The sequence below is a fragment of the Campylobacter showae genome (genome assembly GCF_900699785.1).
Taxonomy (GTDB): Bacteria; Campylobacterota; Campylobacteria; order Campylobacterales; family Campylobacteraceae; genus Campylobacter_A; species Campylobacter_A showae_D.
Map to the genome: position 1 here is coordinate 739,429 of NZ_LR535679.1, position 26,296 is coordinate 765,724.

Annotated in this window: 19 protein-coding genes; 4 read left to right on the top strand and 15 right to left on the bottom strand. The window is 45.2% G+C overall.

Annotated elements, in window-relative coordinates:
- Positions 1-18: 18 nt before the first annotated feature.
- Complete coding sequence (locus E4V70_RS03720; RefSeq protein ID WP_122861823.1) at positions 19-1,386, top strand: amidohydrolase family protein; 1,368 nt, start codon at positions 19-21, stop codon at positions 1,384-1,386.
- Here the strand turns inward: E4V70_RS03720 and E4V70_RS03725 are convergent.
- The 5 genes from E4V70_RS03725 to E4V70_RS03745 form a co-directional block, all read right to left on the bottom strand.
- Positions 1,383-2,177: a hypothetical protein gene (locus tag E4V70_RS03725; protein WP_122861822.1), complete on the bottom strand. Its 795-nt coding sequence runs from the start codon at positions 2,175-2,177 to the stop codon at positions 1,383-1,385. The two genes, E4V70_RS03720 and E4V70_RS03725, sit on opposite strands and share 4 nt — an antisense overlap.
- Before the next feature lie 30 nt (positions 2,178-2,207).
- Positions 2,208-2,471, bottom strand: coding sequence for a hypothetical protein (locus E4V70_RS03730; RefSeq protein ID WP_122861821.1), 264 nt, complete (start codon positions 2,469-2,471; stop codon positions 2,208-2,210).
- A 217-nt stretch (positions 2,472-2,688) separates the two neighbouring features.
- Positions 2,689-3,633: a TPM domain-containing protein gene (locus E4V70_RS03735; protein WP_122861820.1), complete on the bottom strand. Its 945-nt coding sequence runs from the start codon at positions 3,631-3,633 to the stop codon at positions 2,689-2,691.
- A 19-nt stretch (positions 3,634-3,652) separates the two neighbouring features.
- On the bottom strand, positions 3,653-4,246 hold the full coding sequence (locus E4V70_RS03740) for a LemA family protein (protein WP_122861819.1): 594 nt from the start codon (positions 4,244-4,246) through the stop codon (positions 3,653-3,655).
- A 188-nt stretch (positions 4,247-4,434) separates the two neighbouring features.
- A complete protein-coding gene (locus E4V70_RS03745; RefSeq protein WP_134482478.1) occupies positions 4,435-11,439 on the bottom strand; it encodes a hypothetical protein in 7,005 nt (2,334 codons plus the stop codon).
- A 241-nt stretch (positions 11,440-11,680) separates the two neighbouring features.
- Here E4V70_RS03745 and E4V70_RS11195 point away from each other — a divergent pair, with 241 nt between their 5' ends.
- Entirely contained in the window at positions 11,681-13,924 is a 2,244-nt protein-coding gene (locus E4V70_RS11195; protein ID WP_241091296.1) for a molybdopterin oxidoreductase family protein, read from the top strand.
- A gap of 197 nt (positions 13,925-14,121) precedes the next feature.
- Here the strand turns inward: E4V70_RS11195 and fdh3B are convergent, their stop codons facing one another.
- From fdh3B to tupB, 6 genes are all read right to left on the bottom strand, one after another.
- Complete coding sequence (gene fdh3B, locus E4V70_RS03760) at positions 14,122-14,763, bottom strand: formate dehydrogenase FDH3 subunit beta (protein ID WP_122861815.1); 642 nt, start codon at positions 14,761-14,763, stop codon at positions 14,122-14,124.
- A 1-nt stretch (position 14,764) separates the two neighbouring features.
- Positions 14,765-17,575 (bottom strand): formate dehydrogenase subunit alpha, encoded by a 2,811-nt coding sequence (locus tag E4V70_RS03765; protein ID WP_134482494.1) that lies wholly within the window; start codon positions 17,573-17,575, stop codon positions 14,765-14,767.
- A gap of 46 nt (positions 17,576-17,621) precedes the next feature.
- A complete protein-coding gene (locus E4V70_RS03770; RefSeq protein WP_122861812.1) occupies positions 17,622-17,798 on the bottom strand; it encodes a twin-arginine translocation signal domain-containing protein in 177 nt (58 codons plus the stop codon).
- The gene (locus E4V70_RS03775; protein WP_122861811.1) at positions 17,785-18,510 is read right to left on the bottom strand and encodes a TorD/DmsD family molecular chaperone; all 726 of its coding nucleotides are present in this window, start codon (positions 18,508-18,510) and stop codon (positions 17,785-17,787) included. The genes E4V70_RS03770 and E4V70_RS03775 overlap by 14 nt, the downstream gene beginning before the upstream one ends.
- A gap of 300 nt (positions 18,511-18,810) precedes the next feature.
- Complete coding sequence (gene tupC, locus E4V70_RS03780; protein ID WP_122861810.1) at positions 18,811-19,764, bottom strand: tungstate ABC transporter ATP-binding protein TupC; 954 nt, start codon at positions 19,762-19,764, stop codon at positions 18,811-18,813.
- Between the two features lie 93 nt (positions 19,765-19,857).
- Entirely contained in the window at positions 19,858-20,550 is a 693-nt protein-coding gene (gene tupB / locus E4V70_RS03785) for a tungstate ABC transporter permease TupB (RefSeq protein WP_122861809.1), read from the bottom strand.
- A 73-nt stretch (positions 20,551-20,623) separates the two neighbouring features.
- On the opposite strand from tupB, the gene tupA reads away from it, so the two are divergent.
- Positions 20,624-21,442, top strand: a complete 819-nt coding sequence (tupA, locus tag E4V70_RS03790; protein WP_122861808.1) for a tungstate ABC transporter substrate-binding protein TupA — start codon at positions 20,624-20,626, stop codon at positions 21,440-21,442.
- Positions 21,443-21,670: 228 nt separating this feature from the next.
- Here the strand turns inward: tupA and E4V70_RS03795 are convergent, their stop codons facing one another.
- The 4 genes from E4V70_RS03795 to fdhD all read right to left on the bottom strand — a co-directional run bounded on the left by E4V70_RS03795 (position 21,671) and on the right by fdhD (position 25,283).
- Positions 21,671-22,996 carry an aminotransferase class V-fold PLP-dependent enzyme gene (locus tag E4V70_RS03795; RefSeq protein WP_122861807.1) on the bottom strand — a complete coding sequence of 442 codons (1,326 nt, stop codon included), beginning with the start codon at positions 22,994-22,996 and terminating at the stop codon, positions 21,671-21,673.
- Positions 22,997-23,551: 555 nt separating this feature from the next.
- Positions 23,552-23,740 (bottom strand): hypothetical protein, encoded by a 189-nt coding sequence (locus E4V70_RS03800; protein ID WP_002951016.1) that lies wholly within the window; start codon positions 23,738-23,740, stop codon positions 23,552-23,554.
- A gap of 27 nt (positions 23,741-23,767) precedes the next feature.
- On the bottom strand, positions 23,768-24,508 hold the full coding sequence (locus E4V70_RS03805; protein WP_122861806.1) for a winged helix-turn-helix domain-containing protein: 741 nt from the start codon (positions 24,506-24,508) through the stop codon (positions 23,768-23,770).
- Positions 24,501-25,283 (bottom strand): formate dehydrogenase accessory sulfurtransferase FdhD, encoded by a 783-nt coding sequence (gene fdhD / locus E4V70_RS03810; RefSeq protein ID WP_122861805.1) that lies wholly within the window; start codon positions 25,281-25,283, stop codon positions 24,501-24,503. Before fdhD ends, E4V70_RS03805 begins: the two co-directional genes overlap by 8 nt.
- A gap of 498 nt (positions 25,284-25,781) precedes the next feature.
- On the opposite strand from fdhD, the gene E4V70_RS03815 reads away from it, so the two are divergent.
- Positions 25,782-26,201, top strand: coding sequence for a TOBE domain-containing protein (locus E4V70_RS03815; RefSeq protein WP_122863341.1), 420 nt, complete (start codon positions 25,782-25,784; stop codon positions 26,199-26,201).
- Positions 26,202-26,296: the final 95 nt, after the last annotated feature.

Sequence of the window (26,296 nt, forward strand, 5' to 3'; positions counted from 1 at the left end):
TTTTAAAAAGGAGAAACGATGTTTCGAGATGTTTTTAACCGCGCGAACGAGCGCTTGGACGCTTTGGGTTTTGACGTAAATTTAAGAGCCGGCAAAACGGCGACAAGCTTTGGTTTAGTAGCTCGCAAAACGGAGGAAAATTTAACTCGCGCAAATTTAACCAAGCAGAACGCGCGGGTAAATTTGAGCTCAAATTTGAGAGCGAGCGAGACGGCTGCGCCAAAAACGCTCGGGTTTTGCCAAAACGCGGCGGATCAAATTTGCGCCAAAGATAAATTTGCCAAAGCGAGCGTAAATTTAACCGCAAACGAAGCAAATTCGGGCGGATTTTCGCGGGGTAAATTTAACGAAACCGCCGTGCGGGAAAGCGAATTTGGCGGCTTGCAAAGCGCAAATTTAACGCAGATAAAAACCGTCGATATCCACTCACACTTGCTTAGCTCGGACGTGAAATTCGACCGATTTTACGACAAGCTAGCGCTTGCGTTTTTCGCTAAAAAATTCGACATAAACAGGAGCGAGCTTATAAAAAACGGCTTTGAGGGCTACAAAAGCAACTTCGCGCGGCTGATAAAAAGCTCGAATTTCGTCCAAAAGTCCGTGGTTTTCGGCGTCGATGCGAAATTTGACGAGAGCGGAAACCTCGTGCACAAGGACAAAACCGTCTGCGCCTCAAACGAAGATGTTTTTGCCTTTTACGAGCAAAATCCAAACGAGGTCGTGCCGTTTTTTAGCGTAAATCCAAACCGCAAAGACGCGCTAAATTTGATCGAAAAATACCACAAAATGGGCTTTAAAGGCGGCAAGCTTTTGCACTCTTACTGGGAGACGGATCTAAACGACAAGCGATATGAGCCCTATTTTAGGCTACTTAGCGAGCTTGGGCTACCGCTTGTTATCCACGTGGGCGACGAAAACTCGCTCGCCTCAAATAAGGCGCTTGAGAGCATCGAGCAGCTAAAATCCCCGCTAAATCTTGGTTGCCGCATCGTCTGCGCTCATATGGGCGCCTCAAGCGACGGCGTTTTGTCTATGTTTTCGCGCGATCCAGAGAAACTGGGCGCCAACTACCTCACTCTACTTCGTTGGCTGCGCGAATTTGACGGGCTTTACGCCGACATTTCGGCGCTGCTTTGCATAAACAAGGCCCGCATCCTGCCGCATCTAAAAACCCAAACTCAAATCCACGACAAAATCCTTTTCGGCACCGATTTTCCCGTGCCTTTTAGCGTGATTTTAAGCAGTTACGACCTGCCTTTTCGCGAGCGACTGGCGCTAAATCGTATCCAAAATCCGCTCGATCGATACGTGCGCGCGATGAGTTTGTATTTTGGCGAGGATTCGCCGATTTTTAGTAATTATAAAAAGATTTTGGGAGTGATTTAAGTAACAATTGGACACCTAAACGTCATATGTTTTTCACCAAAATCCACAACCAACTCTTTGCCGTTTTCTAGACATATATAGATCGCATTTTTGATTTCACCAAACCTACTGCTGGGAGGATATACCTGACAAACCCTGTTTCGCTTAAAAACAGACCTATCCAAAGGATACTTTGCATACGGATTATGAAAAATAAATAATCCATCCTCAACAAGCTCATATGTGTTTTCCGCAACAAGGCCATCTAAGGTTAGAAACATCAAAGTTTTTTTGTATTTTCTTAGTTTAGACCAAGTTGCATTACAACTAAAAATAACAGCACTAATCTCACTCATGTATTCGTCATTAAAAAACCCTAAAGGTATCTCGGCATCATTATCTTTTTTAATGCTATTCAAATAAATCGTTGGCGGACAAATATAATCTTCGTGGTTGTTATAATACGCTTCTTCGTCAACGTAATAATCGTATAGCAATGCCATTATAGCTCGACAATACTGATGATAAAAAAATGGTTGCTCAAAAGGAGCTACAGCGATAATAAAAGGCCTATTTTTTACATAGTCTAGCTTTGAATAATCATTTTTGTATTTTCTATATTTACTTAATATGGCATTTGATAATCGTATCATAGAGTACCTATTTGCTTCATTCATATTTTTTAAATAATAATCATATGCCTCTGGGTTAAAAGGGTTAGCCAATGGCTCTTCTTTATCCCACTCATTGGGCTTTTCATCATCTGCTTTATTTGCAGTAGTAGCTTCAACTATAAAATCGATATTATTCATATTTAATAAAAAATCCGGTCTACTATAACTCTAATTAAATTTAAAACCATAATCGCTAAAAATTTTATACAGATATATTTCCCAAAAACTAGAATTGAAAGTAGTTTGAAATTCTTTAATAAATTTATTATCTCTATCCGGGAAGCCTATGCACCAAGACTGCAATATTGATTTTTCTTGTTCCCAGCTCTCGCCAGCCAATAGACCATTTTTTATCTCATTATCTTTTTCAAGTATCCTGGCAAAATTTGGATGAAATCTTTCTTTTTCTACCTGCGGTGTAAACAAATCCACATTAAACTCCTTTTGAAATAAAACTCATAAAATTATTACTTACAATATTTGACAACTATAATTTTATTAACTTAAAAATTTAGTTCATTTTTTAAAATACAACTCAATTTTGGTCATACATGGCATTAAATTTAACCAAAAGAAGAAAAACACCACTAAATTTGACTGCAAATTTATAAACTGAAAACCTCAAATTTGACGCTAAATTTTAAAGCAGCTACCACCTGCCGCTAGCCCCGCCTCCGCCAAAGCTTCCGCCCCCTCCGCTAAAACCTCCGCCTCCTGAGCTTCTGCCTCCGCCGCTAAATCCGCCGCCGTAACCGCCAGAGCCGCCACCGCCGTACAAGCCTCTACCGCCGGTTTTCATATTTCGCATTAGGTAAAAAAGTAGCACGAAAAGAACGAGCACTATCGCGCCTCTAACAAGCAGATCCTCGATACCAAACGTCCCTGCGACTACGCCCGAGATAAAACCCGATAACGTCGCGCTGGCTCCGATTCGCAGGGCTGCCGCGCCAAAAATAGCCGAAGCAAATACCATCACCATGCCAACTACTATCCCGTAGGCTTCCACAGGCGTCTCATCTTGCTTTTGTATCTCCTCCCTCACGCCCTCGTCCCCGTCAAGTAGCGCTATGATCTTTTGCGTGCCTATCTTTATACCGTTTTGGATATCGCCTTTTTTAAATTCAGGGATTATGTAGTAGTTTATGATGTTGCTGCTAAGTGCGTCCGTTAGAGTACCTTCTAGGCCGTATCCTACCTCTATGCGTACTTGTTTGTCGTTTGGAGCTACTACTAATACTACTCCGTTATCTTTACCTTTTTGTCCTATGCCCCAATGTCTAGCTAGTTCTAGGGAGTACTCTTCTATTTGAGAGTTGCCTAGAGACTTTATAGTAGCTACTACTACTTGATTTGTGGTGTTGTTTTCGTGAGTAGCTAGAGCGATTTCAAGCTCCTCTTTGACCCCCTGACTTAACACCCCCGCCTGATCTACTACTCTACCAGTTAAGGCAGGGAAAGCGGGAGCCTTTTTATCTAAAATTTGGCTCGTAGCCTCTTTAGCGGAGGCATTTTGCTCCGCCGCAGACAAATTTGGCGCAAAATGCCCCAAAACTAGCGTAAAAACGCAAAATAAAGTAGATAAAATGCGTTTCATTTTTTGTGCCTTGGTTGGGTTATTTGGCGAAGGATACGTCCGGTACGGCTTGTTCGGCTTCGCTAGCTTCAAAGGTTACGCGCGGTTTTAGCTCGGGATAAATCATTTCGGCGATAAATTTGCCCGGAATTTTGCGCAGAGCGACGTTGTAGTCCTTGACGGCTGCGATATAATCCTTTCTAGCGACCGCGATGCGATTTTCCGTACCCTCAAGCTGGCTTTGCAGGGAGAGGAAATTTTGATCGGCTTTTAACTGAGGGTAGTTTTCGGTTATAGCCATTAGCCTAGATAGCGCGCCGCCTAGAGTTTTTTGAGCGTTTTCAAACTCTTTTAGCTTAGCGGGATCATCTACCGAGCTAACGTCGATCGTCATTTGAGAGGCTTTGCTTCTAGCTTCGGTTACTTCTTTAAACACGCTCTCCTCGTGGCTAGCGTAGCCTTGGACGGTTTTTACCAAATTTGGGATAAGATCGGCGCGGCGTTTGTATTGATTTTGCACCTGAGCCCACTTCTCCTTGACCGTTTCGTCGAGTACTGGGAAGGCATTGACGTACTTCAAGGCGATACCGCCGATAACGCCTAAGACGACTAGAAAAATGACTAGATTTTTCATGGGTGCTCCTTTGAGAAATTTCTACCTTGATTATACACTTAAATGCTTTTAAAATTAATAATTTAAAAATGAAAGTCGGATAAATTTGAAGTTAAATTTTGAGCTAAATTTGAGAAAACTAGGAATAAATTTGAATAATAAATTTGCAGCAAGAGATTTTGCTTCCCTTGCCGCATAGCGTTTAAAACTTAAAAGTCCGTTTGGATCTTTTCGTCGATTTGTATGTGTACGGTTTTGCCGTCTACGCTATCTACGCTATCATACACTTTATAGCCGACATCAGCCTTGCTTTGATCGTCCGATAGCCTCCACTGTCCTTGACCTTTAACCTTATCGTGCTCGTCGCCTTTTATTTTTAGTACCGTATCGGCATTATCGGTGATATCTAGCACGTCCTTAGCTTTTAGGGTTAGCTCTACCGCTCCGCCTGCGCCGTCGGTGCCTAGCTGTACGGCTTCAAAGCTTTCAACCTTATGATCCAAGTTGTTTACTTGGCTCAAGTCGATACTGTCGTTAAATACCAACGTATCTTCGCCTAGTCCGCCGTACATCCTCTCTTGAGTCGCTTTGTATGTGACGGTGTCGTTAGCAGTGTCTTTTTCCACGTTTATCGTAGGGAAAAGGACGGTAGCGCTTTCGTTGCCGTTTTGATCCACCGTTTTAGCGGTAATATTTACCTTGTTATTGTCTTTTTCGGTATTTATTAATATATCGGTAGAAACATGACCGCGATCTATATCTTCCTGAGTCAAAGCAGGCAACTCTTTGGTTATCGTTTTGCTTGCATCGTGAGGATCGGTATAGCTCACTACGACTTTATCTCCGGCTACCGTATCGTCAGGTAGGTAAACGCTTATACCCGTTGAACCCTTATCTCCGTCCTGGCTATTTTCCGCTACCGTTAGTCTGCCGTCATAGTTGGTTTCTTCGCTATATCCTATCGTGCTTATATTTTGCATTTTTTCCAGGACGGCCTCATCGTTGCTTGCGACCCTATTATTGTTATACGCATCGGTTAGCGTAGCCTCTACAGAAACCTTGGTTTGATCATCCGGCTTCATACTTACGTTGCGAATTCGCACTGCGCCGCCCTCTACTTCTAGAGTTTCTGATCCATCGCTGCTTACTGCTCTAAATTTCTTGACTCCGTTTGCATCTCTATACTCTTGGATAGTATATGACTTATTACTTATGCTTACGCTGCCCTCTTTAATATTAATATTTAGCTTATCGCCGTTTATTATATTGCTTGGAAGTCCTACCGCGATAGTAGTTTGAGCATATCCGCGGTCTGCGGTATCTTCTATCCTGCTAATCTTACCGTCGTCATCGACATCCTCTTCAAATCTAGCAGTTAGCTCTCCGTTCCAGTCGCTATTTAGTTTATTTTTAGCTTCGGCCGTAGGAGTTTTGTCTATTCCGAATTCGTCAGAGAGTGTTGCTTTTGCAACGATTTCGGTATTGTTTTGCATAGGTACGTTTTTAATTTTTACCGTATCGTCCTCTACGTCTAGCCTTGAGCCGTCCGTACCGACAGCTTGTAGCTTGCCGTTTGATTTTTCAAAGGTATAGACCTTGTCGGCTCCGTTTATATTTACGGTTAGTTTATCTCCAGCCACTACGCCGTTAGGAAGAGTTACGCTAATCGTAGTAGTAAGAACGCTATTGTCGCTTGATGCTTCGCTTCTATCTATTACGCCGTTTCTATTAGCATTGTCTTCGTCAAAGCTTACAGATACGTTTTTATTGGTTAACTCAGGAGTTAGCTCAAGATCCTTATCTGCAACGGCCGCTTTTTGCGCTCCAGCGCTATCGACCACTTTAGCGCCGACTAAGGTTTCTTTGCCGGCTATCATAGACACGGGAACTTTTATGATGCCGTTTTTGCCGGTATCAAATTCAACCCCGTCGTTACCTCTAACCTTATAGCTTCCATCAGGATTTACGCCTACTATAGAGAATTCTTTTGAGATATTCTCGGTAGTTCCATCCGGTTTTGGCTGTTTTATGCTAACTTGTACTTTATCGCCGGCTACCGCATTGCTAGGGATCGTAACTAGAGCATTTGTCTTGTGGATATTGCCGTCTAGGTCTGCTTCCGTTCTAGTTAACTTACCGTTTCTGTTTACGTCTTCTTCAAAGCCCAAATAAAGAGGTCTATGTCCGGCGCCGCTTCCTAGGATCGTGCTATTAGCTGCAGACGCGGCTTTTCCGATTCCGTCTGCTCCGGTTACTTTAGCATCTACTCCAGTACTTTCGGTATCGCTGATACGTATATTTTTGATTTCTACAGTATTGTTTTGTTTTACCTCAACCTCGGTACCGTCAGCAGCCACGACTTTAAATTTCTTATTACCTGCCGGATCTTGATACTCTTTAATAGTATAAGTTCTAGTTTCAGTTACTACACCGTTATGTTTAACGTCGATATCTAGTTTGTCGCCGTTTACTATGTTGCTAGGCAGTTTTACGGTAGCGGTAGTTACGCCGCTTTGAGCATTTTCGCCGGCAGAAATAGACCCGTCGTTGTTTTCGTCTTCGGTAAATGCCACATACATATCGTCATAAAGAGGTGTTATTTCGCTGTTATTTTTAGCAGCTGCTTTACCGCCTTTACCATCTGAAACATCGGCCTCTACTACGGTTTTGTATCCCTCATCCATAGTTACGCCTACTTGTACCGTATAGTCTTTTTTAACCTCAACCTCGGTACCGTCGGCAGCCACACCCTTAAAGCGCTTATTTCCGTCGGCGTCTTGATATGACTGAAGAGTATATGTTTTAGTTTGACTCGTCTCGCCTGAAGTTTCGGCTTTATTTTTTACGGTAATATTTAACTTATCGCCGTCAACTATGTTGTCAGGAAGCTTTATGCTTGCCGTAGTTTTATGGATCTGCGTATTACCGCCCTCAGCGCTTTCGGCTCTTGATATGGTTAAATTTTGATTAACGTCTTTATCAAATTTAACTTCCATAGCATCTAGATTGTTGATTATATTATCTTTAGTAGCACTAGCCTTCTCTATACCTCTAGCATCTGATATCTCGGCTTCTACGGTAGTTTTGTGATCTGTGCGCATACGAACGTTTTTTATCTCGAAACTATTTTTTGTTTTCATGTCTACGTAGCTACCGGTATCATTATCTTTGAGTCTCGTTACAGCATTGCTCTTGTTGTTATTTTTCTCGATAGTGTAGTGTTTAACGGTATCTATATATGATCCGTCAGCCCGAGGTTCTTTAATTGTAACTGTTAGCTTATCGCCGTTAACCGCATTGTTTGGAATTTTAATCGTTACGGTTGTCGTGTATTCACTGCTCGTGTGTCCAGCAACCGTTCTATCCGTAACCTTTCCGCCTTTAGCGTCTTCAAAAATCACGCCCGGTTCTTTTATAGCCTCGATGCTGATTTTCGCCTCGGCAGTTTTGTCGGGTTGCGGTTCAGAGTATTGCACGGTAGCCGTTATTTTCGTATCTTGATTTGATCTTACGTCGAGATCTTTGTACTCAAATTTATAGAGCTCGTCGTCTGTTCTTAGATCGGAGATCGGCTTATTAGATTTTCTAGGTAAAATATCGCTGCTATCAGCGTCATTTTTTATAGACTCTATAACGCCTTGCGCATTTAATTTAATAGTATACGTTTTTGTAACTACGCCTTTGCCAGGTTCCTCAACCTTCAAGACTAGTTTATCGCCGTCTTTAACGTTGTAAGGTATAGTTATAGTAGCGTTAGTTTCGTTTACGTTTTGATCAGTCATACCGTCTGCCCTAGATAGTATCTTAGCTCCTGATGCCTGTACCTTGCTAGGTTTTTCATTAAATTCTACGCCTATATTGCCGTCATAGAATGTTACTTCTGCATTGTTTGAATCTTCGCTCTTCTGATCGCCGTTACCGTGATCTACGACTCTAGCTATAACTCCGGTTTTTACCCCAGGAGCTACCTTAGCCATGCCGTCTATTACCATCGCTCGCCCATTGTCAATATGTTCTTGCTTGATTACTTCTATTCTTTCCTCTGTAGTTACGTTACCGTTTTTGTCAGTATATGTCATAGTGATTTTCATATCATCGCCGGCTCTTGCATCCTCAGGGATAGTAATTTTTACTGTCGTGAAATTTAAATTCCCATCTCTTATATTTTCAGAAGGAGTTAAGATTTGGTCTCCGTTGTAATTCTCAGGCAAGTAAACTACCGGATTTACATCCAATCTTAACGTATCGCTAGAACTTGGGCTTTCGTTGCCTATCGAGTTAGTTATAGTTGCAGATACAGTAGTTGATCCACTATTGGACATCTTATTGGTTTGGATTTGCAACGAGTAGCCGTGATCTTTAATATCTTGAGTAATAGTTACGCTTTGTGTTGTTTTCGTGCCGTCTGGATTAGTAACGGTAATTTTTAGAGTATCTCCTAATGTGGCGTCCGAAGGTACGGTAATCTTAGCTTCGGTAACTTTTTTATCGCCGTCATGTTTATTTTCAGAATAGCTAAGCAACCCGCTGTTATCCAAGTCTTCCGTAAATATAACCGTAGGGGCCGCGGGCGTGGTAGTATCAAATCTAACGCTATCGCTACCTCTTGGGCTTTCGTTGCCTATTTGGTTGGTTATAGTTGCAGATACAGTAGAGACTCTTCCGTCCTGGACAGGAACCGTTTTATCGGCAGTGCTATTATCCATGATATAGCCGTTAGTTTTCATATCTTGAGTAATAGTTACGCTGTGCGTTCTTTGAGTACCGTCGGGATTCGTAACGGTAACGTTTAGAGTATCTCCTGCTACGGCATTTGCAGGTATTTCGATCTTAGCCGTCGTAGTGTTAGGATCTATTCCGTTTTCATTTCTATTTAAAATTCCGTCGTTATTAGTATCTTCGGTTATAGTAACGATCGGAGCTGAAGTGGTTGTAGTATCAAATCTAACGCTATCGCTACCTCTTGGGCTTTCGTTGCCTATTTGGTTGGTTATAGTTGCAGATACAGTAGAGACTCTTCCGTCCTGGACAGGAACCGTTTTATCGGCAGTGCTATTATCCATGATATAGCCGTTAGTTTTCATATCTTGAGTAATAGTTACGCTGTGCGTTCTTTGAGTACCGTCGGGATTCGTAACGGTAACGTTTAGAGTATCTCCTGCTACGGCATTTGCAGGTATTTCGATCTTAGCCGTCGTAGTGTTAGGATCTATTCCGTTTTCATTTCTATTTAAAATTCCGTCGTTATTAGTATCTTCGGTTATAGTAACGATCGGAGCTGAAGTGGTTGTAGTATCAAATCTAACGCTATCGCTACCTCTTGGGCTTTCGTTGCCTATTTGGTTGGTTATAGTTGCAGATACAGTAGAGACTCTTCCGTCCTGGACAGGAACCGTTTTATCGGCAGTGCTATTATCCATGATATAGCCGTTAGTTTTCATATCTTGAGTAATAGTTACGCTGTGCGTTCTTTGAGTACCGTCGGGATTCGTAACGGTAACGTTTAGAGTATCTCCTGCTACGGCATTTGCAGGTATTTCGATCTTAGCCGTCGTAGTGTTAGGATCTATTCCGTTTTCATTTCTATTTAAAATTCCGTCGTTATTAGTATCTTCGGTTATAGTAACGATCGGAGCTGAAGTGGTTGTAGTATCAAATCTAACGCTATCGCTACCTCTTGGGCTTTCGTTGCCTATTTGGTTGGTTATAGTTGCAGATACAGTAGAGACTCTTCCGTCCTGGACAGGAACCGTTTTATCGGCAGTGCTATTATCCATGATATAGCCGTTAGTTTTCATATCTTGAGTAATAGTTACGCTGTGCGTTCTTTGAGTACCGTCGGGATTCGTAACGGTAACGTTTAGAGTATCTCCTGCTACGGCATTTGCAGGTATTTCGATCTTAGCCGTCGTAGTGTTAGGATCTATTCCGTTTTCATTTCTATTTAAAATTCCGTCGTTATTAGTATCTTCGGTTATAGTAACGATCGGAGCTGAAGTGGTTGTAGTATCAAATCTAACGCTATCGCTACCTCTTGGGCTTTCGTTGCCTATTTGGTTGGTTATAGTTGCAGATACAGTAGAGACTCTTCCGTCCTGGACAGGAACCGTTTTATCGGCAGTGCTATTATCCATGATATAGCCGTTAGTTTTCATATCTTGAGTAATAGTTACGCTGTGCGTTCTTTGAGTACCGTCGGGATTCGTAACGGTAACGTTTAGAGTATCTCCTGCTACGGCATTTGCAGGTATTTCGATCTTAGCCGTCGTAGTGTTAGGATCTATTCCGTTTTCATTTCTATTTAAAATTCCGTCGTTATTAGTATCTTCGGTTATAGTAACGATCGGAGCTGAAGTGGTTGTAGTATCAAATCTAACGCTATCGCTACCTCTTGGGCTTTCGTTGCCTATTTGGTTGGTTATAGTTGCAGATACAGTAGAGACTCTTCCGTCCTGGACAGGAACCGTTTTATCGGCAGTGCTATTATCCATGATATAGCCGTTAGTTTTCATATCTTGAGTAATAGTTACGCTGTGCGTTCTTTGAGTACCGTCGGGATTCGTAACGGTAACGTTTAGAGTATCTCCTGCTACGGCATTTGCAGGTATTTCGATCTTAGCCGTCGTAGTGTTAGGATCTATTCCGTTTTCATTTCTATTTAAAATTCCGTCGTTATTAGTATCTTCGGTTATAGTAACGATCGGAGCTGAAGTGGTTGTAAGGTCTGGTCTGCTGCCACCAACGCCGGAAGTAAATTGATACGGATTTATATTATTTACCGCGTTGTCTAAATTTCCGTACATAGCATTAACGTTAGATATGTGTCCGCCTTGTAAAAATGAAACTTGGCTCAAGCTAACGCCGTCAGAAGAAGCGACAGAGCCGCCGCCCGCAGCAGTCTCTTCCAAATCTTGAAGCTGCATGCCGTTAAGTAGGGCTTGTTGAATAGCAGAAACGTCGGCTACGGCTTCACCGCCGAAACCCTCGTTAATTACCGCACTTTGATCAAGCGACAAAGTATCCTCGCCCACGAGAGCGACTTCTTTACCGTTATTTAGCTCTATTACTACTTTTGCAGTAGGGCTATCGGTCTTTATAACCTCTCCTAAGTATACCACGTCTCCTATGTTTAGCGTTCTTTTGTTACCGCTACTATCTACCGCCGTAGCTGCGCCGCCGCTTATATCTTTTATGATACCTACTTTGTTTGCCATTGTTTTCCTTAGTATAAATTTTGATTTACGGGCGGATTATACATATATTCTATGCAAAAATCTATTGTACCGAAGTACAATATGAGCCACATATTATGCTTTACAAATTTAAAAAGTAATATGCTAAATTTGCATATTACTTAAATAATTCTTAAAATTTTATACTAATTTTAAAACTAAATTTATATTTGCCGTTGTATAATAATCTCATAAATTTCAGTAATACCAGAAAGGAGCGAAAATGGAAGAGATCGTAAAGACCACCTGTCCATATTGCGGTACGGGCTGCGGCATCGATCTTATCGTGCGAAACGGTAGAATCGTAGATGCCAAACCTAGCAAAGACCACCACGTAAACGACGGCGAGCTTTGCTTAAAAGGAATGTTCGGATGGGAGTTCGTAAACTCTCCTAAACGCTTAAGCCGACCGATGATGAGAAAGCTAAACGGCGTCTACGACAAGCACGGAGAGCTTGAAGAAGTGAGTTTTGAGGAGGTTTATGATTTCCTAGCGGATAAATTTAAATCCACCGTCGCAAAATACGGTCCAAGCTCAATCATGGGCTTTAGCTCTGCGCGCTCAAATAACGAAGATAACTACGTTTTCCAGAAATTTTTCCGCGCCCAGGGCAGCAACAACGTCGATCACTGCGCCCGTCTTTGACACGCTCCTACAGTGGCAGGTCTTGCCAGCACGCTAGGAAACGGAACGATGACGAACGATTTGGTCGAATTTGCGACTGACACGGACGTATTTTTACTCATCGGTACCAACACGAGCGAGTGCCACCCGATCATCGCTATGCAGATGCAGCGCGGCCTTCAGCGCGGTGCAAAGATGATCGTCGTAGATCCAAAGCGCACCGATATGGCTAAAAAAGCCGATATTTTCTTGCAAATCCCGATCGGAGCGAATATCAAAACGCTAAATACGATGATGCACGTAATCATCGCCGAAAATTTGCAAGATAGCGAATTTATTGAGAAGTACTCCGAGGGATTTGAATATCTAAAAGAAGCGGTCAAGGACTTTACGCCTGAGCGTTTCGAGCGCGAAATCGGCATAAAAAAGGAGCTCATCATAGAAGCAGCTAGGATGTATGCTAAAGCAGGCGCGGCGGCGATTTGCTACACGATGGGCATCACGCAGTTTAGCGACGGCACGTCAAACGTCTTTTCGCTATCAAATTTAGCCGTTTTAACGGGAAATTTAGGCAAAAAGGGCGCGGGCGTAAATCCTCTGCGCGGTCAAAACAACGTCCAAGGCGCATGCGACATGGGCGCGCTGCCTAACGTCATCCCGGCCGGCGCGGTAAACAGCCCTTATGCGCAGGAGCAAGCGCGCAAAGTATGGCACTTTGAGCTAAATCCGGTTCCGGGCTTTAAGCTAACGCAAGCACCCGATAAAATGGATAGCGGCGAGTTAAAAGTCCTCTACGTCTATGGCGAAAACCCCGTAATGAGCGATCCTTGGACCGAGCACTTCGTCCACGCCGTACATCACCTAGACTGCTTTATCGTGCAGGATCTTTTCTTTACCGAGAGCGCACACAAGGCCGACGTGGTGCTACCTGCCGCGGGCTGGGGCGAAAAGGACGGAACCTTTATCAACACCTCTCGCCGCGTCCAACGCACGCGCAAAGCTAGCGAACCCGTTAGCGGCGTGGAGCCTGATTGGAAGGTCGTTTGCAATATCGCAAACCGCATGGGGCTAGAGGGGTTTGACTTTGCGAGCCCTGAGCAAATTTGGAACGAGCTAAGAGAGCTTATGCCTAAATTTTTCGGCGGTATCAGCTACTATAGACTAGGCAAACTAGGCGGCATCAGCTGGCCGTGCCCCGACGAGGAGCACCCTGGTACGCCCGTGCTTTACGCAGATCACAAGTCCATGCTGCCTGGCGGTAAATTCCGCTTCGCGCCGGTTCTGTACCTAGACGATAAAGAGGAGCGCGCAAAGGCCGAGGCCGAATTTAGAACCAAGATGAATATCCCGGACAGCTATCCAGTCGGTAGCGGCGCGCTTAGTGAAGTGCCCGACGAGGTATATCCGTGCCTATTTACGACCGGACGCAAGGTCTATCACTACCACACCGGCACGATGACTAGAGAGTGTCCAGCCCTTGAATACGGCGCGGGAGTCGAGGGCGCGCTCATAGAGGTAAGCCCCGATATCGCTCGCGAGAGGGAGCTAGAGGAGGGCTGCTACGCGCTCGTACAAAACAAACGCGGCCAGATCGCGGCCAAACTGCGCGTAAATCCAGATCTAAAAGAAGGTACGATATTTACGACCTTCCACTACAGCGAGGCTGACGGTAACGAGCTAGCCAACGCCGGCGATCCGGATCCGCTCTCAGGCATCACGCCGCTAAAGATGACGATAGCAAATATCAGGCGTCTAAGCGAGGAGGAATTTATCAAATTTAGAGAGCAAAACGAGATGTCGATGCACTCGGCAAATCCGTATTTGTCTCCTGTTAGAGCGTAAATTTAGGGCGGGAGGCCGCCCTTTTTCTACTTAATTTTATCCATTTTTATTTTAAATTTGCCTGCATTCAAATTTGACGAACTATCCGTGTAAAATTTAATGAAATCAAAGAAGTGTGAGTCAAATTTGACGCAGACAAACCGCGTCAAATTTGATGAGATTAATCGCCCCGCCAAATTTGTGCGGAGCGGATAAATTTAGAAGCTGTATTTTAGCCTATCGCCCGCATAATAAGCAAGCTTCCAGGTCGGAGTTTGTTTTAGGTCTTTAAAGCCGTAGCCGCGAGCCTTGACTCTGTCGCCGTAGATCTTCTCTATCATCGCCGATTCGCCTACCAGCAGCGCCTTTGTCGAGCACATCGCCGCACAAACCGGCACTTTGCCTTCGGAAATTCTATTTTGACCGTATTCTTCGCGCTCTACTTCGCTATTTGTCGCCTCAGGACCGCCTGCGCACATCGTGCACTTATCCATCGAGCCTTTCGCACCAAATACCCCCTCGCGCGGGAACTGAGGCGCGCCGAACGGACACGCGTATAAGCAGTAGCCGCAGCCGATGCATATCTCTTTGTCGTGTAGCACGACGCCGTCAGCTCTGATATAAAAGCAATCAACCGGGCAAACCAGCGAGCACGGAGCGTCCTCGCAGTGCATGCAGGCTATCGAGGTTGATATTTCCTTACCGGGTACGCCTTCGTTTAGCGTGATGACGCGGCGGCGGCGGATGCCAAGAGGCAGCTCGTGAGCCTCGTCGCAAGCCACCGCACAGCCGTTACAGTCGATACATCTATCGTCGTCGCAGTAAAATTTAAGTCTATTGTTATCATTAAATTCGCTCATTTTACGCCTTTTCTATGCGGCATAGACCGCTTTTGGTTTCGGGGATTTGAGTGACTATATCGTAGCCGTAGTTGGTGACGGTATTTGCGCTCTCGCCTACCGAATAAGGCTTCGTGCCGTCAGGGAAATTGCCCGTCATATCGACGCCCTGCATGTGTCCCGCCCAGTGAAACGGCAAGAAAATCATATCAGGCTTGACTGACGGTACGATTCTAGCGCGTACCTTGATTTTTGTGCCTTCAGGCGAATGAATCCATACGAAATCCCAGTTTTTAATGCCGTGTTTAGCCGCAAGCTCAGGGTGGATATCCGCAAACATCTCAGGCGTGATACGCGACAAATACATACTAGCACGCGTCTCCATGCCCGCGCCGCTAAAGTTTACGAGACGAGCCGTGACTAGATTTATCGGGAATTCTTTCGAGAAATCCTTACTTAGCTGCAAACTCTTATATTTCGTAAATACGCGGTAGTGATTCGGCTTATCCTCAAAACTCGGATACTTCTGAGCAAGGTCTTGGCGCTGCGAGTGGATAGGCTCTCTGTGCTGCGGTATCTGATCGACGAAGGTCCAAACTACAGCTCTGGCTCTTGCGTTGCCGTACGGAGCGATGCCTTTTTCCATACATTTTTCTGCAATGATACCGCTAGCGTCCGTCGCCCACGTAGCGCCCATTCTTTCGCGCTCTTCATCAGTTAGCGTGATGCCTAGTATCTTTTCGATGTTATCTTTTTTGATCTCCGGATATCCGCCGCTTTGAGCGCCGCCTACAGGCGCGCTACCGTCGGCCGCTAGCTGATTTACGCCGTTATGCTCTAGGCCAAAGCGGTTTCTAAAGCCCATACCGCCTTGCATTACCGGCCTATTTATATCGTATAAATTTGGACTGCCAGGGTGCTTTTCCGTCCAGCAAGGCCACGGCAAGCCGTAGTATTCGCCAGCTACCTCGGTACCCTCTTTGCCCATTAGCGTTTTTTCGTCAAATTTATCCCAGTTAGCTTGATGGCGTTTTAGACGCTCCGGAGTCCAGCCCGTTAGACCGATGCTTTTTACTATGTTAGAGATCTCGCGAGTAGCAGCCTCCGGCCACTCGATCTTGCCCTCGGAGTCTCTGATCGTGCGAGTTAGCTCGTCGTAAAAGCCTATTCTCTTTGCAAGCTCAAATAAAATTTCGTGATCGGGCATACTCTCAAACAAAGGCTCTACGACCTGGCTTCTCCACTGGCCGCTGCGGTTTGTGGCCACGACCGTGCCGCTACCCTCAAACTGCGTCGCCGCAGGCAGTAGATAGACGTCGTCTTTTTTATTTGTTATAACGCCCGCGTCGTTTACGAAAGGATCAAGTAGCACCAAAAGCTCAAGGCCGTCAAGGCCCTCCTGCACTTTTGCCTGTTGAGCTGTCGAGGTGATACCGTTGCCTATGACGATTAGGGCTTTTAGGCTATCGCCTGCGTTTTCAACCGGGTCATTGCCGTTTTTGCCGTCAAGTACGCCTGCCCACCAGCGAGCTAGGGTAAATCCCGGCTTAAACATCCACTCTGGTTTTACGAAATATCCTTGTAGCCACTCGTAGTCCACTTTCCACATTTTAGCGAAGTATTTCCACGTGGCTTCGTTTTTAGCGTAGTATCCGGGCAAGCTATCTGGCGCGTTTGCCATATCGCTAGCGCCTTGGACGTTGTCGTGACCGCGCAGGATGTTGCAGCCGCCGCCTGATACGCCCATATTTCCTAGTACTAGTTGCAAGATCGGAGCGATACGAGTGTTTGAGCTACCTATGGTGTGCTGAGTTAGACCCATCGCCCAAACGACCGATCCCGGGCGGTTTTTAGCGAAAACTTCCGTTATCTCTTTTAGCGTTGCAGCAGGTACTCCGGTCACGTCTTCGACCACTTCGGGCGTCCATTTTGCGGCCTCTTTGCGGATCTCGTCGATACCGTACGTGCGGTCATCTATAAATTTCTTATCTTCCCAGCCGTTTTCAAATATCAAATTTATCATACCATACATAAAAGGTATGTCCGTACCTGGGCGAACTTGAGCGAAGTAATCAGCCTTTGCAGCAGTTCTCGTGTATCTTGGATCGACCACGATTAGCTTCGCGCCGTTATTTTCCTTCGCTTTTAGAAAATGCCTAAATCCTACCGGGTGGTTTACAGCCGGATTTGCGCCGATTATAAAGATAGACTTCGCGTTTTGGATATCTCCAAGGTGATTAGTCATAGCTCCATAACCCCACGTATTCGCCACACCGGCGACTGTTGCGCTATGTCAAATTCTAGCTTGGTGATCTAGGTTGTTCGTCCCAAACATCGCAGAAAATTTGCTGATGTAGTAGCTTTGCTCGTTGCTGTCTTTTGCAGAGCCTAGAAACATCACTTGTTCAGGGTTTTTCTCGCGATATGCTTTTAGTTTGGCGCCGATCTCGTCAAGCGCGTCTTTGTAGCTGATGCGTTTCCATTTGCCGTCTACTTTTTTCATCGGGTATTTTACGCGGCAGTGAGAGCGCACCATATCGATGACATCGCTACCCTTACAGCAGTGGCCTCCTGCGCTTACCGGGTGATCTTGGGCTACCTCTTGGCGTACCCAAACGCCGTTTTCTACCTCGGCTAGCACTCCGCATCCCACGGAGCAAACCGAGCAAATGGTTTTTACCATTTTAGAGTTTGGAAACGGATTTGCCATCTCTTCTTGAGTCGCGCTTCTGGTTACGCCGCTGGCACGCAGTCCGCTCATACCGCCCGCTACGCCCGCTAGCGTGGCCATTTTTAAAAACGATCTTCGCCCGACTGCGTTTGAGTGGGGCATAAGACGTAAATTTGCCTCAGACATATTTATCCTTTCTTAAATTTTATTATTTCGCTTGTTCGTAGTATAGATCCCAGTTTTTGCTTCTTTTGTAGAGCACTTCGGTCTTTTTGCTTTTACCGTATTTTAGGTTTGACGCCGCTGCCGTCGCTACTCCGGCCGTAGCCGCTACCGCGCCGGCGATGCCCGCTTTTTTTAGAAATTCTCGCCTATTTTTTTGCATTTTCTTCCTCCATAGCTTTTAGCTTTCTCACTCTGTTTTTTTGTCTTCTTATAGCTTCGGATCTTGAAACTCCGTCCAAAGTCTTTTTGTTTTCGCCTTGATTTATAGGACGCGGCGCACTTAAAACTACGCGCTCAAACTCTATAAATCCTTGCAGAAGTACTGCGACGTCTTTATAAATTTCGCTGCTTTCGTGGTTAAAAAGATTCTCTATAAACTCGTCGATATTTGGGTTTATGATCTCTTTAAAAAGCTGCTCCTCAAGCTCGCCGTATAGCTCCTGCTCGCTCTCTCGCGCGATAAATTCGCTCATCAGCGCAAACACGAAACCCACGTTGTCTTCGTTTTCTTTAAATTTAGCCTCGTCGCGCCTAAGGTTGGTGCGGGCTAAAATTTTACGCACTTTAGCGCAGGCATGCCCGACCTCGTAACCCTCGTCGTAGTACGACAGCGAGTTTCTAAGCGGACTTGGCGGAGCGTGGAAAATGTCATCAAACTCATCAGCTAAATTTTTAGGGTTTTTCTCGTCGAATTTTGCCTGTATGCGCATTATCGCGGCAGCCGATTCTTCGTTTAGGGCGTGCGCCGAGGCAAGGCCCAGCATCGCGTTTACGCCGCTAAATCTATCGGCGTCTTGGCTAAAAACGAAAAAATGCGAAAATAGCGAGTAGTAAAGCCCGCGTCCCGCCGCAAATTCGCCCTTGCTAGTCATCGCCTTCCTTTATCATTTTTGTCTATTTTTTGAGATTTTTCTCGATTGTGAAACTATACTACTTTTTGGCTTATTTCTTATACTTAAAAAAAAATAAATTAAAAAAATTAATATACGCTTAAATATGCCTTAATTGCATATTACTTGTAGCGAATTTTAGGGGATAAAAGAAATATGAAATTTGCGCATATATCTTGCATTTACGCTTCATTTTGATATTTACTTTTAACTCGGCTATTTTAACGGGCGTTAAACGAGCCTAAATTTAAAACCGGGAGCGAAATTTGCAAAATTTGAGGCTCATTCAAGCCCCCAAAACGCTCCTTCGTCAAATTTAAAATAAATCCTCTCGCCGACGTTAAAATTTTGCGAATTAGGCACCAGAGTTTTTATCAAAAAGTCGCCGATTTTGATTTTTACCAAAAGATCTTTGCCAAGATAGAGCGAAACCGAGTGCAAGATACCGTCAAGGTAGCCTTCCATCAGCGTTTTGCTTAGCATTATTTTGCTTGGATTTACGGCGATCTTTACGGAGTTACTTAAATTTTGCGGCAAATTTACGCTCGCATTTTCGTCAAATTTTAAAACCCCGCCCTGCGCGTCGAAAATATTTTTGTACTCAAATTCGCACACGCGACCTTTGTGTAAAAAGACGTTTTCTTCGGCGACCGCGCTTAGCCATTTGTCGTCGTGGCTAGCTATCACAAAGCCGCAGCCGTATCTTTGCCGCATATAAAGCACCGCTTTGCCGAAAAGCTTTGAGGTGCCCACGTCCACGCTATTTGTCGGCTCGTCAAGCAGATATAGCCGTGATCTAAGCGCTAAATTTAACGCAAAGCTAACGCGCTGCGTCTGCCCCGAGCTTAGCTCAAAGTGGCGCTTGTTTAAAAAGCTCTCGTCTAGCCCGACCAAATTTAACGCCTCGCTCGCTCGCTCGTCAAATTCTCCCAGTACTCCGCGGCTTTTTAAAACGGCTTTAAAATTTTCCCTCACGGAGCGTTTTAAAAGCGCGGGTTCTGGTAGCAAAACGCTAACGTCGCGCAGTAAATTTAAGCTAGGCGCGCTGCTTCCCCACAGCCGCACCTCGCCGCTAGTGGGCTTTTGTAAAAACGAAATCACTCGCATTAGCGTGCTTTTGCCGCTGCCGTTGCTGCCCGTTAGCGCGGTGATTTTGCTAACGTCGATATCAAGGCGCGGGATGTTTAAAATTTCGCTCGCGCCATAGTTTAGGCGTAAATTTCTAATGTTTATCACTGTGCGCCTTTCTCGTTAAATTTGCACAAAGACTCAAATTTGACGCGCCTAGACCGCATTTTGCGAGCGTAAAATTTCTAAATTTATCAAATTTCATTTATCCAGCCTTTTTAGCGCGTGTATCGTCAAATTTACGGCAAACGCGATAAAGATAAGCACCAAAGCCAGCGCTATACCCATCGCAAACTCGCCCTTATTCGTCTCCAGCGACACCGCAGTCGTGATCGTGCGGGTGAAGTATTTGATATTTCCGCCGATCATCATCGCCACGCCGACCTCGGCCACGATGCGCCCATACGCCGTCGCTACGACCACCATCAGAGCGTATCTTAGCTCGTAAAGCACGCAGCCAACGAGCCTAGGCGGACTCAGGCGTAAATTTAGGATGGTTAGGTAGTGCTTTTTGTCCATATTTTCCACGACGCTAGCGCTTAGCGAGATGATGATAGGTAGAGCCAGCACGAACTGGCCGAGCATAACGGCCTTTAGCGTAAAAAGCAGTCCAAACTCGCCAAACGGGCCGTTTCGCGTGATAAACGCGTATAAAATAAGCCCGATCGCAACGGTGGGCATCGCAAGCGCCGTATCGCTAAGCAGTCGTAATACTCGCCGTCCGCGAAAATCGTAAAATCCCAGCGTAAATCCAAGCGGAAAACCGACTAAAATCGCAAAAAATATCGAAACGCTCGAAGTGTAAAGCGTCGCCCTGATCGCCGAATACGTCTCCTCGTCGCCGCTAAAAAGCAGCCTAAAGGCCTCCAAAAATCCGTTTAATAAAAAATCCAAATATTCTTTCTCCGCATATTTCTAAGGTTAATTTAATGTGCTATAATAGCATACTTTTTAAAAAAGGAGAAAAATGAAAAAAGTAATATTAGGCTCGCTAGTCGCGAGCGTTTTGGCGTTTGCGGGCGATAGCGAACTCATTATGGCAACCACAACCAGCACCGATAATACGGGGCTGCTAGACGCGATCTATCCTGCGTATAAGGCAAAAACCGGTGTCGATATCAAATGGACGGCGGTAGGCACCGGAGCGGCCTTGAAACTCGGCGAAAACTGCGATGCGGACATACTTTTCGTGCATTCGCCAAAAGTTGAGAAAGAATTTGTAGAAAAGGGCTTTGGCGTTGAGAGAAAAGCCGTAATGTACAATGACTTCGTCGTCATCGCCGATAAATCGATCGCAGATAAATTTAAAGGCAAGGACATAAAAGAGAGCTTTGAGCTAATCAAAAAAGAGAATATCAAATTTTTCTCTCGCGGCGATAAATCAGGTACCGACAACAAAGAAAAAGGTATCTGGAAAAAAATCATCGGCGAAGTGCCTGAAAAAGACGGCTGGTACATGCAAACCGGCCAAGGCATGCTAGCTACTATCAACGCGGCAGCCGAGCAAAAGGGCGTGACGTTCACCGACCGCGGCACCTACATCAAGTACGAGGACACCAAAAAAGGCGCGCCTGAGATGGTCATCATCAACGAGGGCGACAACGACCTAAAGAACTTCTACTCGCTAATCGCGGTAAATCCGAAGCACTGCGCTAAGGCCGACATCGAAAACGCGAATAAATTTATCGAGTGGGCGACTAGCGAAGAGGGTCAGAAATTTATCGGCGACTTTAAGCTGCTAGATAAGCCGCTTTTCACGCCTGATGCGAATACTCGCAAGAACTAACTTTTTTTACGCGCAAATTTGGGTCGAATTTGTGGCTTAAATTTGCGTGATTCGGGCGCGATTTGCGCCCTTTTCCTTTACTTAAATTTACTCTTTTCAGTTTTTAAATTTAATCAAATTTGACCGCCAAAACCCGTATCTTTACGGCGTTAAATTTCAAATTTGACCGCGTATTTTTGATTTGCTCAAATTTGACCTTTTCGCGAGCCGAATTTAACCCGCTTAAATTTAAATTTTCCCGCCGAACATCTCATACATCGCCTTTTCCTCGCCCCAAAGCTCGCGGTGCTTTTTGATGCAAGATTTTATCGCGCCAACTAGATATAGCACGTCTTGCTCGGTGTGCGTGTAGTGCAGGCTCACGCGCACGAAGCCGGGCTTGGCTTCTGGCATGCGCCCCTCCTTGATACCCAGCAGATCGTGAGCGTACGGGCCAGCGCACATCACGCCCGCGCGCGTCTGGATACCGAAGTCGTTGCTAAGGCTCGCGGCGAAATCATACGCCGAGACGCCACGCACGTTAAAGGAAATTATCGGCAGCCGCGGAGCGCCCTTTGGAGCGTAGTTTATGACCTTGTCTATACTATCAAGCTCGCTCTCAAAAAGCCGCGCTAGCTCGTCCTCTGCGCTTTTTATCCTCTCAAATCCCACCTCGTTTCGCAGCGCGTAGGCTAAATTTGCTCGCATTAGCCCGATGATGGGCGGCGTACCGCCTTCCTCTAGCTGTTCGGGATTTTTCAAAAACACATGCCCTTCGCGGCTAGCGTAGGCGACCGTCCCGCCCGCGGCAAACGTCGGCACGTCGCTGTTAAGCAGCTCCTTTTTGATCGCCAAAAGCCCACAGCTTGCGACTCCGCCGAGTAGCTTATGCGGCGAGAGGAAAATCGCGTCGAAATGATCGCAGTCTAAATTTGCGTGCGAGCTCAGCGCCGCGCAGTCAAAGGCCACGATGCCGCCCGCGGCTCTGATTAGCTCGCTGATTTTTTTATAATCGCTGACGACGCCCGTGACGTTTGAGGCGGCGCTAAACGAGCCGATGATGCGGCGTCCCGCGTTAATCTTCAAAATGCGCTCGAGTGCTAGCAGATCGATCTCGCCGGACTCGCTAAGCGGCACTCGCAGGTAGTCGCAAAGCCCCTCGCGGAAACTAAGCTCGTTTGAGTGGTGTTCGTATGGCGAAACGAGCACGAGCGGAAGCTGTGCGGCGCGTAAATTTGCCTCGCCGATCGCGCCTCTGGTCGCAGGCGGCAGGTAGATGCCCAGTATCTCTTGAAATTTTTTGATCGCGGCCGTCGCGCCCTGTCCGCAGGCGATGAGATAAAACCGCTCGTCAAGCCCTAGCAGCTTTTTTAGGCTCTCTCTCGCGCCCTCGTAGTGCCGCTGCGTGATGATGGCGCTGGAGCTACTGTCGGAGTGGGTGTTGGCGTAGGTTTTGAGGGCCTGCGCTATCTCGCGCTCTACGGGCTCATAAGCAAGCCCCGAAGCAGTGTAGTCAAAATAATGCACGCTCGGTTTTAAGATGATATTTTTTCGTATTTCGTCTAAATTTGCCATTTTTTACTCTTTAAATTTGATGCGGTAATTATATTAAATTTTCGCAAATTTAGGGCTTTTTCTGGGAAATTTGAAGCTAATTTTGCGGGCTATTATTTTAAATTTGCACTTAGCTGTATAAAACTTGCCGCGCGGCGATTTACTCAAATTTAAAAGATATTCGTGCGTAAAATTTGGCGGCAAATTTGTAGGCTGATTTTAAAATTTGCAGCTAAATTTTGCCCTAAATTTGGCGCGGAAAATAGATAAATTTATCCTTGAGACGCAGCTAAATTTGAGCAACGATGAGGACGCTTTTTGATTTATCGGTCAAATTTACTCGCGTCGTTTGCGAGCTTAAAATTTACAAAACAAAAACTGAAATTTTAAAAGCGATTTTTGATTTTCTGAGCGGATATTTGCTTGCGGCGACTTCGTTGCGGAGGAAATTTAAGCGCTAAATTTAAAAATTAGAATTTTAACTGCCAAGCGGCAAATTTAGCGTTCGTTGCGAGTTTTTCAGGCAAAGAGACGCTAGCCGCAGAGGCTCGCTACCCTTTGCGAGAGGTGGAAATTTTATTTATTTATAAAATTTTTCTCTAGCCACTCGATAGCTTTTGCCTCAGTTTCGAAGCGTCCGCTTTTAGCGACCTGATTTTGCCCCTCGTAGAAGCGAATCCTGATACCGTCTTGGACGCTATCTACCTTTATTCTAGTGATCTTATCTTTGTTTAGATAGACCCTATCGTTTAGTTTTACGTACATTTTTTCTCCCTTAAATTTGATGTGGTTTTATTTCTTTTTATCGTTTGTCTCGTCTTTTTTCAAAAACAGCTCCTTAAAGCGCTTATCCGCAAAGTCCTCGATATCGTTTTGTAGCTGCCTATAGGCGTTTATGAGCTCGTGTGCACGCTCGTTTAGCGTCGTGCCGGCGTTCTCGCCGCCGCCTTGTTTGGTGGTGAAGAGCTCCTCTTTTAGATTTTTTTGCAAAATTTGCAGATGATTCCAGCATTTTTTATAGTTCATGCCTAGGATTTCGGCGGCCTTTGAGATCGAGCCGACCTCGGCGATGACATCTAGGACTTCGGTTTTGCCCTTGCCGAATATCAGCTCGCCCTCGTCGTTTTCTATCCAAGTTTTGGTTTTTACTCTCATCTTCTTTCCTTTCTTCTCCTTAAAACACCCCAACTGGCAGTATTTTACGTCGATTTTATAGTCTTTTAGCGTCGAGCGGATCGTCTTTAGTCCCACGCCCGCAGCCGCGTCTCTAGCGTCTTTGCACAGTATCCTGTCCTTTTCGTCGGTCATCTGTTTTAGCTGCGTCATCACGGTGTATTTGCCGCGCCCGTTTTCTAGCCCGCCAAACTGCCCCAGCTCGCAGTTGTCTATCTTTACGCCCATCTTTTCGGCCTCGTCGCTAACCTCACCGATCTCTACGCCTAGCTTTGAGGCGATCTTAAACGCCGCTCCGCAGTCTAGCCTACCTTTTGGATTTAATAGTTTTTCGATCAGCCCCTGGATTTGCTCACTCATAGATTCTCTCCGCGCCGCTATATACGTTTATGTTTTCGCCGCGCGCGAAGCCGCACAGCGTGAGGTTAAATTTACGCGCTATCACGACGCCAAGGCTAGTCGGAGCCGTGCGCGAGACGAGCACGGGAATGCCGTGCATGACCGCTTTTGCGACCATCTCGGAGCTGAGCCTGCCGCTCACCATCAAAAACGAATTTTGCAGCTGCGAGCCTGCTAGTACCGCTTTGCCGACGGCTTTATCTATGGTGTTGTGCTGAGCGATATCCTCGCCGATGTAAAACTGCTCGCCGCTCACGAAAAGCTTGGCCGTGTGCACGCAGCCCGTCATCTCGTAAAGCTCGCACTGCGTGTAAAACTGCCCCATCTGGCGCAAAATTTCGTCTTTGTGAAATTTTACGTCGGCTTTTATAGAGCGCGTCGCCATAGCCTCAGGGTCGATGTTTGCCGTCGAGCTACGCCCGCAGCCGCTGATTATCACTTTTTCCTCGTCAAACTGCTCGAGGCGTTTTTCGTTTATTTTAGCCTTTACCCGCACGCTTAAAGCGTCGCCTGAAAGCTCTATACTCTCGATATCCTCAGGGCTTGCGATCAAATTTTCGCTGATGAGATAACCCGCAGCTAGAGCCTCCTGATCGGTCGGTGTCGCCATGAGCGCGCCGAAACGCTTGCCGTTTATGTAGATCTCAAGCTTGATCTCGCGCACCAAAATATCATCAACGGCGCTTTTTTGCGCGCCTTTAAATTTGGTGATTTGGGTCGTAAAAATAGGTTGCATGATTTTCCTTAATTTTTGCAAAATGATAGCTTGAAAATCTAAATTTAAGATTTGATTGTAGTGAAATCTTGCTTAAGTCAAGCAAAAACTTAAACGCTTTTTAGTGCGTTTTTATCGGTATCTGATGATGATTTATATATGCGAATTTAGCATATATCTTAAAGATAGTTTTTTGGGCTGTCGCTATAATTTTACGCAGGCTTACCTCGTCAAATTTATAGGACAAAAAGCCAAATTTAATCAAATTTCACATTTCCCGCCCTACTCCTTTTCAAATTTAACCCAAAAAATATCTGTCCCAAATTCCAATTTACGAAATTAAATTTTTCTACTTCATTTATCAAAATACCTAAAATTCCGATAATCGTTAATGTATGCGTTTTTAGTGATAAAGTTAGATTTTTGCATATTTGTTTTTTAAGTTTTATAAAAGTTTAAGTTGTTAATATTCGTCCAGATTTTAATACAAAATCAAATTTAATCACAAAGGAAAACGCAATGTTTAGCGCAAGAAATCAACTACAAGCTCAAATCACGGAGGTAAGAGAGGGAGCGGTAAACTCTCTAATCGTAGCAAAATTGCAAGGCGGAGAGACCGTAAAAGCAACCGTAACAGTAGATAGCCAAAAGGCTCTAGATCTAGTAGCAGGTAAAAAGGTAGTTTATCTATTTAAAGCTTCTTCTATCATAGTAGCTAAAGGCGAGAACGGTCTAAAGCTAAGCGCTACTAACCAACTAAAAGGTAAAGTAGTAAAAGTAGTAGAGGGCGCGGTAAACGCCGAAGTAGATATCGAGATAGCAGGCGGAGATAAACTAAGCGCCATCATCACTAACGAATCTGCTAAAAACCTATCTCTAAAAGCAGGCGATGAAGTAACGGCTATCATTAAAGCTAGCCATATCATCATCGGTGCTTAATTCTTTAAATAGCGAGCGTTTTAAGTAATGCTCGCTAAATTAAACCCAATAACTCAAATCAAATTTACTAACTTCACGCTAGCAAGGCGGAGAGG